This is a genomic window from Streptomyces sp. NPDC044061 (assembly GCF_056434305.1).
In genome coordinates, this window is record NZ_JBWKFL010000006.1 from 338,886 (window position 1) to 354,357 (window position 15,472).

Genomic DNA, 15,472 nt, shown 5'->3' on the forward strand with positions numbered 1-15,472 from the left:
CTACACACGGCGCGTATACACGCTGCGTATACACCGTGTGTAGAGTGCTGCCATGTCCATCGGTCACACCCTCCTAGGGCTCCTGGAGTCCGGCCCCCGACACGGCTACGACCTGAAGCGGGCCTTTGACGAGAAGTTCGGTCACGACCGGCCGCTGCACTACGGCCAGGTCTACTCGACGATGTCCCGCCTGCTGAAGAACGGGCTCGTGGAAGTCGACGGGATCGAGGCGGGCGGCGGCCCCGAGCGCAAGCGGTACGCCATCACGGACGCCGGCGTCACCGACGTGGAGCGGTGGCTCGCCTCCCCGGAGAAGCCGGAGGAGTACCTCCAGTCGACCCTGTACACCAAGGTCGTCCTGGCGCTGCTGACCCACCGGAACGCGGCCGACGTCCTCGACGTCCAGCGCGCCGAGCACCTGCGCAGCATGCGGATCCTGACCGACCGCAAGCGCAAGGGCGACCTCGCGGACCAGCTGATCTGCGACCACGCCCTGTTCCACCTGGAGGCCGACCTGCGCTGGCTGGAGCTGACCGCCGCACGGCTCGACAAGCTCCGCGAGGCGGTGGCCCGATGACTCCTCCTCCCGGCTCCCTGCTCGCCGCCGAGAACCTGCGCAAGGCCTACGGCCCCACACTCGCGCTCGACGGCGCCGGGTTCTCCATCCACCCCGGCGAGGTCGTCGCCGTGATGGGCCCCTCCGGGTCCGGCAAGTCGACGCTGCTGCACTGTCTCGCCGGCATCGTGCCGCCCGACTCCGGCTCGATCACCTATGCCGGGCGCGAGCTGGCCACCATGAGCGACACCGAGCGCAGCGCGCTCAGGCGCAGCGAGTTCGGTTTCGTCTTCCAGTTCGGGCAGCTCGTACCGGAGCTGACCTGCGTGGAGAACGTGGCGCTTCCGCTGCGGCTGAACGGCACCTCCCGCCGGCAGGCCGAGAAGGCGGCGCTGGGCTGGATGGAGCGCCTCGAGGTCGACGACCTCAGGGACAAGCGGCCCGGCGAGGTCTCCGGCGGCCAGGGGCAGCGGGTCGCGGTGGCGCGGTCGCTGGTCACGGGGCCCCGGGTGCTGTTCGCGGACGAGCCGACCGGCGCGCTGGACTCCCTCAACGGCGAACGCGTGATGGAACTGCTCACCGACGCGGCCCGCTCCACCAACGCGGCCGTCGTCCTCGTCACGCACGAGGCCCGGGTGGCGGCCTACTCCGACCGCGAGATCGTCGTACGCGACGGCAGGTCCCGGGACATGGAGCGGGCCATATGAAGGTGCGGCAGTGGTCCAGAGACCTGGGTCTGGGGGTTCGGTTCGCCTTCACCGGCGGGCGCGAGGGCTGGGTCCGGATGCTGCTCACGGCGGTCGGCGTCGGCCTCGGCGTCGCGCTGCTGCTGCTGACGACCGCCGTCCCGAACGCCCTGGCGGTACGGCACCAGCGCGACGACGCCCGCCTGGACTACACCTACGACCAGAAGCACAAGCCGAAGGCCGCCAACACCCTGGTGATCTCGGACGCCAACTCGAACTACCGCGGCTCCGACATCCGCGGCCGCCTGGTGGAGCCCGAGGGGCCGCGCGCGCCGCTCGCACCGGGCCTGTCCAGGTATCCGGCGCCGGGCGACATGGTGGTCTCCCCCGCGCTGCAGCGGCTGCTCGACTCCGGTGAGGGCAGGCTGCTGCGCGAGCGGCTGCCGTACCGGGTGGTCGGGACCATCGGCGAGCCCGGGCTCATCGGCTCGCACGAACTCGCCTACTACGCCGGCGCGAAGAACCTGGCACCGCGCATCAACGGCTGGCAGACGGCCCGGATCACCGAGTTCGGCAGTCCGCAGGCGGGGCCGCCCGACAAGACGGACCCCGTGCTGATCCTGCTGGTGCTGGTCGTGTTCGTGGTGCTGCTGATGCCGGTCGCCGTGTTCATCGCCACGGCGGTGCGGTTCGGCGGCGAGCGGCGCGACCGCAGGCTGGCCGCACTGCGCCTGGTCGGTTCCGACAGCCGGATGACCCGGCGGATCGCGGCGGGCGAGGCGCTCGCGGGCTCCCTGCTCGGGCTGGTCTTCGGCACGGTCTTCTTCCTGCTCGGCCGTCAGCTCGCGGGCTCCGTGGAGATCCTGGGCATCAGCGTGTTCCCCAGCTATCTCGACCCCACCCCCGCGCTGGCCTCGCTGGTCGCCGTCACCGTCCCGGCGGCGGCGGTGCTGGTCACCCTGTTCGCGCTGCGCGGGGTGGTCATCGAACCGCTGGGCGTGGTCCGCACGGCCCGGCCCGCGCGGCGCCGGCTGTGGTGGCGGCTGCTGCTGCCACTGGGCGGACTGGCGATGCTCGCCCCGATGATCGGCCAGGGCCGGTCGAACGGCGCCTTCAACCAGTACCTGGTGATCGGCGGCGTCCTGCTGCTGCTCGTCGGCGTGACCGCGCTGCTGCCGTGGGTCGTCGAGGCGGTCGTGGCCCGGCTCGGCTCGGGCAGTGTCGCCTGGCAACTGGCGGTACGGCGGCTTCAGTTGAGCAGCGGTTCGGCAGCCCGCATGGTGAACGGCATCGCGGTCGCGGTGGCCGGCGCCATCGCCCTGCAGATGCTGTTCGCGGGCGTCCAGGGCGACTACACCAAGGTCACCGGCCAGAACGTCGAACGGACGCAGATGCAGGTGCAGATGTCGCGGGGCGGCGCGTTCCTCTCGGTCGCCGACAAGTTCTCCGCCACCAAGGGCGTACGGAAGGCCACCGCGCTGGGCGGCCTCCAGGTGGGCGACCGGAGCTGGAACACCGAGGAGGGGCCCAAGTCCTCCACGAGCGTGACCGTCGGCGACTGCGCCGCGCTGCGCGAGGTGGCTCGGCTGACGTCCTGCCACGACGGGGACGTCTTCGTGGCGAGGGGCGGCGACAAGGAGATGGACGCCGACGCGGCGAAGCTCTCCCGGCCGGGCCGCAAGCTCTACTTCGACACGGGCAACGGCTTCTACAAGGGCCGTGACTTCATCTGGCCCGTCCCCGGCGGCCTGAAGCGGGTCAGCTCGACCAAGGGCCCGAACGGGACCACGGACAGCGGCTTCCTGATGACACCCGCCGCCGTGCCCGACCGGATGACCCGGCTGATCAGCGGTGAGGTGTACCTGTCGCTGGACGAGTCGCTGCCGGACGTGCACGAGTACGTCCGCAACACGGCGGCCCGGATCGACCCGATGGCGGACACGATCGTGTGGGCGTCCACCGAGCAGTCCACGAAGTTCACCTCCATCCGGACCGGGCTGCTCGTCGGTGCCACCTGTGTGCTGGCGCTGATCGGCGCGAGCCTGCTGGTCTCCCAGCTGGAGCAGCTGCGCGAGCGCAGGAAGCTGCTGTCTGCGCTGGTCGCGTTCGGCACCCGGCGGCGCACCCTGAGCCTGTCGGTGCTGTGGCAGACGACCATCCCGATCGCGCTCGGCCTGCTGCTCGCCTCTGCCGTGGGACTGACGCTGGGCGCGGTGCTGCTGAAGATGGTGGGCGCGACGGTGGGCGTCGACTGGCCGAGCATGCTGACGATGACCGGGATCGGCGCGGCGGTCGTCCTGGCGGTCACCCTGCTCAGCCTGCCCCCGCTGCTGCGCCTGATGCGCCCGGACGGCCTGCGCACCGAGTAGCGCGACACCGCTCCATGGGCCCCTCCCCGCCAGGAGGGGCCCATGTCCGGTGCCCTCACAGGCTGTGTTCGCGCACCACCCTGCGCGACTGGGCCAGCAGCATGCCGACGTTCACCGACTTGCGGCAGACGACGACCGCGACGACGTCCTGCTGCTCGTTCATCCGCAGGAACAGGTGGGTGAGGTTCTCGCTGTTGACGAGGATCTCCTGGAAGAAGTGGTTGTCGCCGCTGGTGCCGCGGCGCTCCTTGAAGATGTCCTCGATCATCACCACCGTGCGCCCCTGAAACAGGTCGAGCGTCGCTCCCGCCAGCAGGTCCAGGACCTCGGGCGGATGGTTGTCCACGGTCTCGTACGACAGCAGCATTCCGGTCGACATGTCGACCACGCCGGCCGCGACGCAGTCGGGTGCGTTCGAACGGAGCGATTTGACCAGGCTCATCACCTGGTCGGAGAAACCGGGGGTCATACGCTTCGTCGCCATCCCTTCACACTCCCTCGGAGGTCTTCTCGGTCAGGATCGAGCCGATGCGGTCGAGGGCCGGCTGGGTCGCCCGGTGCAGGCTCTCCAGGTCGAGGCCCTCGTCGCCGAGCACGACCATCAACGCCGTGTCGCCCACGGCGTAGAAAGCGGCACAGCCGTGGCTGCCGTACGCCACCGTCTGCCGCAGCACTCCGCGCGAGGTGGCCTGGGTGGTGCGGCGGGCGAGACCGAGACCGGCCGCGGCGAGGGCGGCGAGCCCCTCCGGGTCGATCGAGTCGGCGGTGTCGGCCGCGATGAGCAGCCCGTCGGCGGCCGCGACGGCGGTGTCGGTGATGCCGGTCACCTGTTCCCGCAGCCCGCGCATCTCCAGCGCCAGCGCTTCGCGATTCATCTGGTGGAACTCCCTCTTTCTCATGTCGGGTTCGGCCGTTGCGGCGGTCCGTCCGCCTCACTCGGCGGTTCCGTGCCGCAGCCGGAAGAACCCCTTCCAGCTCGCTCCGTGCCTGGGCGGGGCGAGGGCTTCGGTGATGCCGCTGGCGCCGGGCTCACGGCGCGGCAGGACGGTGGGCTCGGGGCGCGGCGGGACTGCGGGCGCGGGGGGCGGCCCGGGCGGCGGCTCGCGGTGGCGTACGGCCCGTACCTCCGGCGCCAGCCGGACCGGGATCGCTGCGGGCTCGGTGGCGCATTCCAGGAACCCCTCGGCGAGCATCCGGGCGACCTCCACGGTGACCGTGTAGACGCCACGGCCGACACGGAAGGCCAGGTCACGGGCTGTTCGGCGGCCGTCGGCGTGGGTGAGCAGGTCCTGCTGCAGCGCGGTGAGCGGGCGGCCCGTGGGCGCGGCGGGCAGCGGGCGTTCCCGCTCCGGGCTCACCGGGTACGGCAGTGTGGCGAGGGCGGCGAGCTTGCGGCCCGCGTCCTGCACCAGCCGGGCGGGGGCCTCGCCGACGGGGACCGGTGCGTGCGGCTCGGTCCCGGCGAAGCGTTCGCAGCCGTCCACCCGGCCCGCGGCCATGGCGAAGGCTGCGTCCTGGAGCGCCATCGCGCACACCACCCTGAGCTGGGCGGCTCCCGCGTAGCCGTGGGCGACCAGCGCCGCGGCCGGCCAGCGAGCGCCGCCGGACTCCCGCACCAGCTCGGCCCACCGCTCGGCGTCGATGCGGTCGGTGCGCAGCAGCAGCGCCTCCGGGCCCGGCGCGCCGGGGCTCTCTGCCGCCACCACCAGCCCGTCCCTCAGGTGGAACGAGCCGCCGGGGCGGCCGGACACCCGCAGCTCCCCGGTGTACCGCGCGGGCCAGCAGGCCGTGAGTGCGTGCGCCAGCCGGTCGTGGCCGACGCGGCCCAGGGCATCCCGAACGTCCGACATCACACCCCTCGGCATTTCGCACAGACGCCTGATGCGTCGCACTGAGGGGGCATGTGTATCAGTTCGGAGGCATATTTCAGCCGGGTCTTTCCGACCTGTCCCGAGCTGACGGAACTTGGTGCTTGATGCCGTTCATCTCACTTTGCCGAGAACTCATTTGACCGTTCCCGGCAGTCGGGTCTCCGGTTCTCGGCCGTCGCCGCCGAGGACCCGCACCGGCAGCGGACGCATGGCCTCGCGCAGCGCGCCCGCCAGTTCCCCGTACTCCGCGCCGCGGGCCGCGCCGGTGCGCATGGCGAGGGCGATGCGGCGGCTCGGGGCGGGCTCGGCGAAGTAGCCGGTGAGCAGCCGGCTGCCGCGGGTGGTCTCGAGCCTGAGGGCGGTGCGCGGCAGCAGGGTGCAGCCGAGGCCGCCCGCCACCAGCTGGACCAGCGTGGAGAGTCCGGCGGCCGTGGTGGTGACCGGGGCGTCCTCCCGCCCGGCCTCCCGGCAGATGTCCAGGGCCTGGTCGCGCAGGCAGTGACCTTCGTCGAGGAGCAGAAGGTTGAGCTCCTTCAGGGCCTCGCGCGGGATGCCCTCGCGGTCGCCGAGCCAGTGGTCCGGCGGCGTGACGAGCACGAAGTCCTCGTCGAAGAGCGGGAGTTCGGTGACGCCCGAGACCCCGAGCGGGACGGCCAGCAGCAACAGGTCGAGACGGCCGGAGTTCAGGCCGTCGATGAGGTTCGCGGTCTGCTCCTCGTGCACCTGCAGGTCGAGGTGCGGGTACCGCTCGTGGACCAGCCGCAGCACGGTGGGCAGCAGATACGGCGCGACGGTCGGGATCACCCCGAGCCGCAGCACGCCGGTGAAGGGCGCCCGCACGGCCTCGGCCTCCTCCAGCAGTGCCCCGACCTCGTCCAGCACCGCCTTCGCCCGTACGGCCAGGCGCTCGCCGGCGGGAGAGAGCAGCACCTTGCGCGTCGTACGCTCGAGGAGGGTCACGCCCAGGGTCTCCTCGAGCGCGGAGACCGCGCCGGACAGGGCGGGCTGGCTCATCCCGATGGCGGCCGCCGCGTCCCGGAAGTGCAGATGCTCGGCGACGGCGGCGAAGGCTCGCAGCTGCGCGAGGCTCGGCTGTCTCCGCTTGCCATTACTGATGGTCACTGATAGCCGCCTCCGATCAACAAGACCGAGTGTAGCTATTTCACTAATCAATGCACCCTGTGCCAACATCGAAAACGTCCAACCCCAAGGGAAACGCCCTCAAAAGGGGTGTTTCCTCGCTGCAAGGAGAGCACGTGCTCACTGTCGGTGACAAGTTCCCCGAGTTCGAACTGGCCGCCTGCGTCTCGCTGGAGAAGGGCAAGGAGTTCGACACGATCAACCACAAGACCTACGAGGGCAAGTGGAAGATCGTTTTCGCCTGGCCCAAGGACTTCACCTTCGTGTGCCCGACCGAGATCGCCGCGTTCGGCAAGCTGAACGACGAGTTCGCCGACCGCGACGCGCAGATCCTCGGCTTCTCCGGTGACTCCGAGTTCGTCCACCACGCCTGGCGCAAGGACCACGACGACCTGCGCGACCTGCCCTTCCCGATGATGGCCGACTCCAAGCACGAGCTGATGCGCGACCTGGGCATCGAGGGCGAGGACGGCTTCGCCAAGCGTGCCGTGTTCATCGTCGACCAGAACAACGAGATCCAGTTCTCCATGGTGACCGCCGGCTCCGTCGGCCGTAACCCCAAGGAGGTCCTGCGGGTCCTGGACGCCCTGCAGACCGACGAGCTGTGCCCGTGCAACTGGTCCAAGGGCGACGAGACGCTGGACCCGGTCGCGCTGCTGGCTGGTGAGTGACGCATGTCGCTCGACTCCCTGAAGTCCCGTGTACCGGACTACGCCAAGGACCTGAAGCTCAACCTGGGCTCGGTCATCGGCAACTCCGACCTGCCGGCGCAGCAGTTGTGGGGCACGGTGCTGGCGACCGCCATCGCCTCCCGTTCCCCGATCGTGCTGCGCGAGCTGGAGCCGGAGGCCAAGGCGAACCTGTCGCCCGAGGCGTACACCGCCGCCAAGGCCGCCGCCGCGGTGATGGCGATGAACAACGTCTTCTACCGCACCCGGCACCTGTTGTCCGACCACGAGTACGGCACCCTGCGCGCGGGTCTGCGGATGAACGTCATCGGCAACCCCGGTGTCGAGAAGGTCGACTTCGAGCTCTGGTCGTTCGCGGTCTCCGCGATCAACGGCTGCGGCCTGTGCCTGGACTCGCACGAGCAGGTGCTGCGCAAGGCCGGCGTCGACCGTGAGGTGGTCCAGGAGGCGTTCAAGATCGCCTCCGTGGTCCAGGCGGTCGGTGTCACGCTGGACGCGGAAGCGGTGCTCTCCGAGTAGTTCGGCCGTGGTTCCCCGGGACCCCGCTCACACTTCGTGGGCGGGGTCTTCCGTATGTTGCGCGCCGTCGCCGGGGGTCGCGCCCCCGGGCCCCCCGTCGGCCCGAACGGCCCCGTCCTCGAACGCCGGACGGGCTGGTTCGGGTACGGCCCGCTCCAAGGAGTACTGCCGCAGATAACCCACCACCGTGTTGGTCACCGCCACCAGCGGTACGGCCACCACCGCGCCGCCGATGCCCGCCACCATGCCTCCGGCCGCCACCGTGAGGACGACGGCCAGGGGGTGCACGCGGACCGCGCGGCCGAGGATGAACGGCTGCAGGACGTGGCCCTCGATCTGCTGGACGGCGAGGACCACGACAAGGGTCATGACGGCCGTGAAGACGCCCTGCGTCACCAGCGCCACGATCACCGCCAGGGCGCCGGAGGCGACCGCGCCGACCAGGGGGATGAAGGAGAACAGGAAGATGAAGACGGCCAGCGGGACGGCCATCGGCACGTCGAGGAAGTAGATGCCGATGCCGATGAAGATGGCGTCTATGAGGGCGACCAGGACCGTGCCGCGGACGTAGGCCGTCAGGGTGCGCCAGGCGCGCGGGCCGGCACCGGCCACGCCCGGGCGGGCGGCGGCGGGCACCAGCTTCAGGAACCACTGCCAGATGCGCTCGCCGTCGTAGAGCAGGAACAGCGTCGAGAAGAACACCAGCAGAATGCCGGTCAGGGCCTCGACGATGACCTGGACGCCCTCCAGACCCGCCGACGTGATCTGGTCGGTGTTGGCGCCGATCGCCTCGCGCAGGTTCTTGGCGATCTGGTTGATCTGTTTGTCGGTGACGTGGAACGGGCTCTTCAGCAGCCAGTTGCGCAGATCGTCGATGCCGTTCTGGATCTGGTTGGAGAGCGTGTCGATGTTCTCCATGACCTGCCAGGTCACGAACCAGCCCATCAGACCGATGACGACGAAGCCGAGGATGGCGGTCATCGCGGTGGCCGGACCGCGTGGCACCCCGCGCCGGGTGAGCCGGGCGACCGTCGGCTGGAGCAGCGCGGTCACCAGCAGGGCGATGACGAAGGCGAACACCACCAGCTGTACGGCGCTGATGACCCGCATCAGGACCCACACGGTGCCGGCGAGGACCAGCAGCCGCCAGCCGGCCTCGGCGGCGACCCGCACACCCCAGGGCACGGCCTGGGCGGGGTCGGGTCGGGGACCGGACGGTACGGCCGAGCGGGGAGCGGGCACCACGGGCTCGGCGGCCCGGTCGGCGGTGGCCGGTTCGCCGACGGTGTCCTGATCGACCTCCGCCCGGCGCTCGTCCAGCCGCTCGCTCATCTCGGTCAGCCCGGCCCCGAGCCGGCCGAGCCACCCTGGCACTCGCGACATGATCCGTCCTCTTCCCCCGCGTCCCCGGGCGTCGGCCACCACTCCCCCGTGGAGTCGTTCGCGTACGACCGTACAGGGCGAAAGCCCCTCCCCTTGGGACGGGGAGGGGCTGCGCGAAGTTGAGCGAACCGGGGCGGCCTAATACCAGTGGTTGGCCTGCCAGAACGACCACGCCTCACAGGGGCTGCCGTACCGGCTGTTCATGTAGTTGAGGCCCCACTTGATCTGGGTGGCCGGGTTTGTCTGCCAGTCGGCGCCGGCGGACGCGTACTTGCCGGCGGGCAGGGCCTGGAAGAGACCGTAGGCACCGGAGGAGGCGTTGGTCGCGTGGTAGTTCCAGCTGGACTCGTGGTCCACGATGTTGCTGAAGCACTGGAACTGGCCGCTCGCGACCATCTGGCGCGCCATCGCCTGGATCTGCGCGACGCTGTAGTTGCTCTGTACGGGGAAGCTGGAGGAGTCGCGGGTCGACCGGGTGGCCGTCTTCTGCGCCTCCGCACGGGCCTTGGCTTCCTTCTCCGCCTTCTCGGCGGCCGCCTTCTTGGCGACGGCGGTCTCGGCCGCGGCCTTGCGGGCGAGTGCCTCGGCGTCCTTCTTGGCGCTCGCGTCCGCGGCGATGGCCTGAGCGTCGGCCTGCTGCGTCAGGGACGCGGTCTGCACCTGGGCCTGCTGACCCGCGGGTATGTCCGCGAGGAGCGTGGTGTCGGCAGCCGTCGGCTCGGCGTCGTTGTTCTGCGCGACGCTGCCCGAGGCAACTCCGACGACGCTTCCGACGGCGGTGACCGCGGTGGCCGAGGCCACTGCGAATCCCCGGACCGAAATCCGGCTCACACGGTTTCCTTCCAGCATCGCCCGCTTCGGTGACCCTGGCGGACGCAATCGTGCCCCTGGCACTGGCCTCCCAACTGCGGGGTCACGGGAGGCGCGGGCCCGGTGGGCAACTCCCGCGAGGGGAGCGCCGCGTGGTGCTTCGGGCGGCATACGACGACGCTATGGAGTTGAAGGTGGTGCTTCAGTGGTGCCGTACCGCTGGGGGTACAGGTGTGTCGTATGCGGGGCCTGACAGGAGTGAGACTCTGCCGTAACCCGACACCGGGTGGCAATTCCGTGTTGCGTGTGAAAGCTCACACCTCGTTTGACCCAGGGGATTTCAGGAAACCGCCACACGCGAAGGCGCCGCCCGGCTAGGCTTCTGGCCTTTGCCGGACGGCGCCAACAGGCGTTGGCATCCCGTCAGATGCGCATCAGTCGCACGTCAGATGTGGCCGTCCTCCAGCATTTCGGTCACAAGCGCCGCAATCTGGGACCTCTCGGAACGCGTCAGGGTGACGTGCGCGAAGAGGGGGTGTCCCTTCAGCTTCTCCACGACGGCGACCACACCGTCGTAGCGCCCCACGCGCAGATTGTCCCGCTGTGCCACGTCATGAGTGAGAACGACCCGTGAATTGGCGCCGATTCGGGACAGAACGGTCAGCAGGACGTTCCGTTCCAGCGACTGGGCCTCGTCGACGATGACGAACGCGTCGTGCAGGGAGCGGCCCCGGATGTGGGTCAGGGGCAGAACCTCCAGCATGCCGCGCGCGGTGACCTCCTCGATGACCTCGCGGCTGGTGACCGCGGAGAGCGTGTCGAAGACGGCCTGCGCCCAGGGGCTCATCTTCTCGGCCTCGCTGCCCGGCAGATAGCCCAGCTCCTGCCCGCCCACCGCGTACAGCGGCCGGAAGACCATCACCTTCTGGTGCTGACGGCGCTCCAGGACCGCCTCCAGACCCGCGCACAGCGCGAGCGCCGACTTTCCGGTGCCGGCCCGGCCGCCCATCGAGACGATGCCGACGTCCGGGTCGAGCAGCAGGTCGAGCGCGATGCGCTGCTCGGCGCTGCGGCCCTTGATGCCGAACGCCTCCCGGTCGCCGCGCACCAGGCGGACGTTGCCCTCGGCGGTGATCCGGCCGAGCGCCTTGCCGCGCTCGGACTGGATGGTCAGGCCGGTGTGCACGGGGAAGTCGGAGGCCTCCGGGACGTACACGTGTCCTTCCTCGAAGAGGATGTCCACCTGCTCGCCGGAGAGCGTCAGTTCGGACATTCCGGTCCAGCCGGAGTTCTCCGTGATGGCGAGTTCGGCGCGGTACTCCTCGGCCAGCAGGCCGACGGACGAGGCCTTGATCCGAAGCGGCAGGTCCTTCGAGACGACGGTGACGTCGTACCCCTCGGCCTGCAGGTTGCGGGCCACCGCGAGGATGCGTGAGTCGTTGTCCCCCAGGCGGTAGCCGGTGGGCAGCACGCTGGGGTCCGAGTGGTTGAGCTCGACACGGACGGTCCCGCCCAGCTCCCCGATCGGGATGGGGGCGTCGAGGCGACCGTTCTTCACCCGGTAGTCGTCCAGCAGGCGCAGGGCCTGGCGGGCGAAGTAGCCGAGTTCCGGATGGTGCCGCTTGGCCTCCAGTTCCGTGACCACGACGATGGGGAGCACGACCTCGTGCTCGTCGAAGCGGGTCAGGGCGTTCGGGTCGGCCAGCAGGACGCTGGTGTCGAGAACATAGGTGCGCCGGTCTGGCTTGTGGCGCTTTGTGCTGGTCACCACGGAAGGACGTACCCCCTCGGATGAGGTCGGGGAGCGACGAGATGGAAGCCGGGCCGGGAGGGCGGGAGCATTGTCACCGGCGCCCGGCCCCCGCGCAGGGCGGGCCGGACACCGGACCTCCGCGGCTGCTTCCGTGCTGTGACCGCACGGTCGGGCTGGTGCAAAGGGCCTCCCGGGCGGACGGCCCCGAGCCGCCCGCTGAGATCCGACGCCCGTGGTTCGGGTGTCGACCTGCTTGGCTTATGCCCTCGAACATGCGCCGCCATGCAGAAGCAGCCAACAGCGCGCCGGTGAACTCCTTGTTACTTCCACCCCAACCGGGGTATACGGAACGCCCCGCGACACGGGTGGCCGACGGGGCGTTTCGGTATGTCCTCGGTGCGTCTTCGGTACGTCTCAGCCGCCGTAACGCCGGTGGCGGGCGGCGTAGTCGCGCAGCGCGCGCAGGAAGTCGACCTTGCGGAAGGCCGGCCAGAAGACATCACAGAAGTAGTACTCGGAGTGGGCCGTCTGCCAGAGCATGAATCCGGACAGCCGCTGCTCGCCGCTGGTGCGGATGACCAGGTCCGGGTCGGGCTGGGCGCCCGTGTAGAGGTGACGGCCGATCATGTCGATGTCGACGGACTCGGCGAGGTCCTCCATCGACACGCCCCTGTCCCGGGCGTCCAGGAGCATGGAGCGCACGGCGTCGGCGATCTCCTGCCGGCCGCCGTAGCCGATGGCCACGTTGACCACTATCCCCTCGACGTGGGCGGTGGTCTCCTCGGCCTCCTTGAGGGTGCGCTGCATCCCGGCCGGCAGCAGGTCGAGGGTGCCCACGTGGTGCACCCGCCAGCGGCCTTCGGCGGCGAGGGTGCGCACGACGTCCTCGATGATGCCGAGCAGGGGGCCGAGCTCCTCCTGCGGGCGGTCGAAGTTGTCGGTGGACAGCAGCCACAGGGTGACGACCTCGACGTCGGTCTCGGCGCACCAGCCGAGGAACTCCCCGATCTTGTCGGCGCCGGCGCGGTGGCCGTGGACCGTCGTGGAGCCGGCGGCCTTCGCCCAGCGGCGGTTGCCGTCCATGATGACGCCGATGTGCTTGGGCACCTGAGCGTGGTCCAGGTGGCCCTCCACCCGGCGTGCGTAGAGCCTGACGAGCAGGCCGCGCAGCTTGTCGCGCAGGTTCACGAGGATGCCCTCCGGGGGTTGGGCGATGGTTCGGTGGCCGCGGGCGTCGAGCCTACCCGTGCTGTCGGCTTGGGCAGGGCCCGCCCCTGAGCCGGGGACGCCTGGCCGGTACTGCAAGGTTCCCCCACGTAAAACGGGCCGGTCCGTGGGGGGGAGACGGACCGGCCCGAGGGGGGGTTTCCACCATAACCCTTCGTAAGGGCGGATGCGTGCATCGGCGTGGCACAACTACTCTCCGGAGTTGCCCGGCGACACCGCGGTGTGCGCGGAACGCTGCGTTCAGGGCCGACGCATGGCCGATTCACAGCGGATTCTCGGGAGGTACGGTCACAAACGAAGGGATCGAGCGGGTTTGGGCCATCTGGGGACGACTCGGCGAGTTGTCTCGGGATCCCTCCGGGCGGGCGACCCGGTAGCGAACGGTGACTTGACGATTCCGCTCCGGGTTCCCTCGGCGTCGCGGCACCGCGCAGCCCCCTCCACTGCGCGGTGCCGCCCGCACAGCTTTGCTGGCGCGAATTACCTTGGTCTGAACTTACGTGACCAGTGAGACGGCTGTGAACCGTCGCCGATAACGATGTGGAAACCCTGGGGAAACCACGGGTGAACCGCGTGGCTTTTGCCCCGTCCTCCCGGTTCGTCAGCCGGTCGGCTTCCGGACATCGAAGAGATGCCGGGCGCTGTGCGCGACGAAGGGGCCCTCCTTCTCGATCCGCTCGTGCAGGGCGCGCAGCCGCGGTTCGTACGCCTGGACCGTGAAGCCCGGCACCATCCAGACCACCTTGCGCAGGAAGTGCACGACGGCGGCGACGTCGTGGAACTCCATCCGCAGCCGCTCCGCCCGCAGGTCCACGACCTCGAGACCCGCCGCCTCCGCCCCGGCCCGCTCCCGCTCGGGATCACGGCCCGCGCGCACGGCCGCGGGCTGGGGCCCGAGGAAGAACTCGACCAGCTCGAACACACTGGCGGGCCCGACATGCTGGGCGAAGTACGTACCGCCGGGCCGCAGCACCCGTGCGACCTCCTCCCAGTACGGCCGTACGGGATGCCGGCTGAGGACCAGGTCGAAGGCCTCGTCGGCGAACGGCAGCGGCGCGTCGTCCGGCGCGGCGACGACCACCACACCTCGCGGCCGCAGCAGCGCGCTGGCCCTGGCCACGTTCGGCGGCCAGCCCTCCGTGGCCGCGACCAGCGGCGGACGGTCCGGCTCGGCCCGGCCCAGGGCGAAGTCGAGCACCTCTCCGCCCCCGGTCTGGATGTCGAGCGCGGCCTCGGCCCGGGCCAGCCGCTCCCCCGCCGACCGCGCGTACCCCCAGGAGGGCCGCGCCTCGGTGGCCCGCCCCTCGAACCAGGAGAAGTCCCATCCCTCGGTCGGCACGGCGGCCCCTTCGGCCACGAGGTCATCAAAGGAACGGTTCTCTGCCATGAACGCCATGATCGCAGCGCGTTGTCGGTGGGGCCTGCTAATTTCCGCGCCCATGACGACCTCTGCTGCCGGCTGCACCGCCGGCGAGATGGACATACTGCGGACGAGCCTGGACCGGCACCGGGACGCGGTGCTCTGGAAGCTGGACGGACTCGACGACGAGCAGTTGCGCCGGCCGATGACACCGACCGGGACCACCCTGCTCGGCCTGGTCAAGCATCTGGCCTCGGTCGAGTACGGCTGGTTCGTGGAGACGTTCGGGCGCGAGGGCGAGCCCCTGTGGTTCGACCCGTACCAGGACGAGGACATGCGCGTCGCCCCCGACGAGACCACCGACCGGATCATCGCCTTCTACGGCCGCGCCCGCGCCGCCGCCGACCACACGATCAGCGAGCTGCCGCTGGACGCCGAGGGCCGGCCGACGTGGCGTGACCACGCCGTGTCCCTGCGCTGGACGCTGGTCCACATGATCGAGGAGACGGCGCGACACGCCGGCCACATGGACATCCTGCGCGAACTGATCGACGGCGCGACCGGGGACCACCGCCCGGTCACGGACGTGGTCAAGGACTGACCGGATCGGCGGCGGGACGGTGGAGGACGAGCAGGACGTGTTCGTCCTCGCCGTGCCGGACGGTGCCGGCGCGTACGAAGCCGTGCCTCTCCAGCAGGCGGACGGAGGCCGTGTTGCCGGAGAACGGGTCGGCGTACAGGGGGCGTACCCGCTCCAGCCGGAGGAAGAGGCCGAGGGCGCGGGTGCCGACGCCCCGGCCCCAGTACGGCCGTCCGAGCCAGTAGCCGACGAACCGCCGGTCGTCCTCCGTCCAGGAGACGACGCTCCCGGCCACCTCGCCGTCGACGGTGACCGTCCGCACGAGGCAGTCGGGGTCGCCGAGCACACGCTCCCGCCAGTGTCTGAGGAAGGCGTCCCGCGGCCGGGGAGTGAACCTCGACCGCCGGACGGCTTCCGGGTCGTGCTCGTGGGCGAGGAGGACGTGGAGGTCGTCGTCGGTCACGCCCCGCAGGCTCACGTCGCGGTGCTCGTCGGTCATGCCGTGCAGTGTGGCAGCCGCCACTGACAA

General features: G+C 70.5%; 16 protein-coding genes. 6 read left to right on the forward strand and 10 right to left on the reverse strand.

All coding sequences use genetic code 11. The features are described from left to right. The first annotated feature begins 52 nt into the window (after positions 1-52). Genes AC07CM_RS12890 through AC07CM_RS12900 form a run of 3 tightly spaced genes read left to right on the forward strand, consistent with a single transcriptional unit; the run spans position 53 to position 3,611 of the window. Positions 53-577, forward strand: coding sequence for a PadR family transcriptional regulator (locus tag AC07CM_RS12890; RefSeq protein ID WP_478876403.1), 525 nt, complete (start codon positions 53-55; stop codon positions 575-577). After that, complete coding sequence (locus AC07CM_RS12895; RefSeq protein ID WP_478876404.1) at positions 574-1,263, forward strand: ABC transporter ATP-binding protein; 690 nt, start codon at positions 574-576, stop codon at positions 1,261-1,263. The genes AC07CM_RS12890 and AC07CM_RS12895 overlap by 4 nt, the downstream gene beginning before the upstream one ends. Further along, positions 1,260-3,611: an ABC transporter permease gene (locus tag AC07CM_RS12900; RefSeq protein ID WP_478876405.1), complete on the forward strand. Its 2,352-nt coding sequence runs from the start codon at positions 1,260-1,262 to the stop codon at positions 3,609-3,611. Before AC07CM_RS12895 ends, AC07CM_RS12900 begins: the two co-directional genes overlap by 4 nt. A 55-nt stretch (positions 3,612-3,666) precedes the next feature. Here AC07CM_RS12900 and AC07CM_RS12905 read toward each other — a convergent pair whose 3' ends face one another. The 4 genes from AC07CM_RS12905 to AC07CM_RS12920 form a co-directional block, all read right to left on the reverse strand. Continuing rightward, positions 3,667-4,095: a hypothetical protein gene (locus AC07CM_RS12905; protein WP_478876406.1), complete on the reverse strand. Its 429-nt coding sequence runs from the start codon at positions 4,093-4,095 to the stop codon at positions 3,667-3,669. Positions 4,096-4,099: 4 nt separating this feature from the next. Continuing rightward, positions 4,100-4,486: a roadblock/LC7 domain-containing protein gene (locus AC07CM_RS12910; protein ID WP_478876407.1), complete on the reverse strand. Its 387-nt coding sequence runs from the start codon at positions 4,484-4,486 to the stop codon at positions 4,100-4,102. A gap of 57 nt (positions 4,487-4,543) precedes the next feature. After that, entirely contained in the window at positions 4,544-5,461 is a 918-nt protein-coding gene (locus tag AC07CM_RS12915; RefSeq protein ID WP_478876408.1) for a MarR family transcriptional regulator, read from the reverse strand. Positions 5,462-5,614: 153 nt separating this feature from the next. After that, the gene (locus AC07CM_RS12920) at positions 5,615-6,604 is read right to left on the reverse strand and encodes a LysR substrate-binding domain-containing protein (protein WP_478876409.1); all 990 of its coding nucleotides are present in this window, start codon (positions 6,602-6,604) and stop codon (positions 5,615-5,617) included. Between the two features lie 134 nt (positions 6,605-6,738). Between AC07CM_RS12920 and AC07CM_RS12925 the strand changes: the two genes are divergently transcribed. Further along, entirely contained in the window at positions 6,739-7,293 is a 555-nt protein-coding gene (locus tag AC07CM_RS12925; RefSeq protein ID WP_478876410.1) for a peroxiredoxin, read from the forward strand. A gap of 3 nt (positions 7,294-7,296) precedes the next feature. Then, positions 7,297-7,830: an alkyl hydroperoxide reductase gene (locus AC07CM_RS12930; RefSeq protein ID WP_478876411.1), complete on the forward strand. Its 534-nt coding sequence runs from the start codon at positions 7,297-7,299 to the stop codon at positions 7,828-7,830. Positions 7,831-7,857: 27 nt separating this feature from the next. On the opposite strand, the gene AC07CM_RS12935 is transcribed toward AC07CM_RS12930, so the two are convergent. From AC07CM_RS12935 to AC07CM_RS12955, 5 genes are all read right to left on the reverse strand, one after another. Next, entirely contained in the window at positions 7,858-9,213 is a 1,356-nt protein-coding gene (locus AC07CM_RS12935) for an AI-2E family transporter (RefSeq protein WP_478876412.1), read from the reverse strand. Between the two features lie 138 nt (positions 9,214-9,351). After that, positions 9,352-10,044, reverse strand: a complete 693-nt coding sequence (locus tag AC07CM_RS12940) for an aggregation-promoting factor C-terminal-like domain-containing protein (RefSeq protein ID WP_478876413.1) — start codon at positions 10,042-10,044, stop codon at positions 9,352-9,354. 424 nt (positions 10,045-10,468) lie between these two features. Continuing rightward, complete coding sequence (locus AC07CM_RS12945) at positions 10,469-11,794, reverse strand: PhoH family protein (RefSeq protein WP_478876414.1); 1,326 nt, start codon at positions 11,792-11,794, stop codon at positions 10,469-10,471. A gap of 396 nt (positions 11,795-12,190) precedes the next feature. Beyond that, a complete protein-coding gene (locus tag AC07CM_RS12950) occupies positions 12,191-12,964 on the reverse strand; it encodes an isoprenyl transferase (RefSeq protein WP_478876415.1) in 774 nt (257 codons plus the stop codon). Between the two features lie 640 nt (positions 12,965-13,604). Next, the gene (locus AC07CM_RS12955; RefSeq protein ID WP_478876416.1) at positions 13,605-14,390 is read right to left on the reverse strand and encodes a class I SAM-dependent methyltransferase; all 786 of its coding nucleotides are present in this window, start codon (positions 14,388-14,390) and stop codon (positions 13,605-13,607) included. A gap of 52 nt (positions 14,391-14,442) precedes the next feature. Here AC07CM_RS12955 and AC07CM_RS12960 point away from each other — a divergent pair, with 52 nt between their 5' ends. Then, positions 14,443-14,964 carry a DinB family protein gene (locus tag AC07CM_RS12960; RefSeq protein ID WP_478876417.1) on the forward strand — a complete coding sequence of 174 codons (522 nt, stop codon included), beginning with the start codon at positions 14,443-14,445 and terminating at the stop codon, positions 14,962-14,964. On the opposite strand, the gene AC07CM_RS12965 is transcribed toward AC07CM_RS12960, so the two are convergent. Beyond that, on the reverse strand, positions 14,954-15,442 hold the full coding sequence (locus tag AC07CM_RS12965; protein ID WP_478876418.1) for a GNAT family N-acetyltransferase: 489 nt from the start codon (positions 15,440-15,442) through the stop codon (positions 14,954-14,956). The genes AC07CM_RS12960 and AC07CM_RS12965 overlap by 11 nt on opposite strands. Between the last annotated feature and the right edge of the window lie 30 nt (positions 15,443-15,472).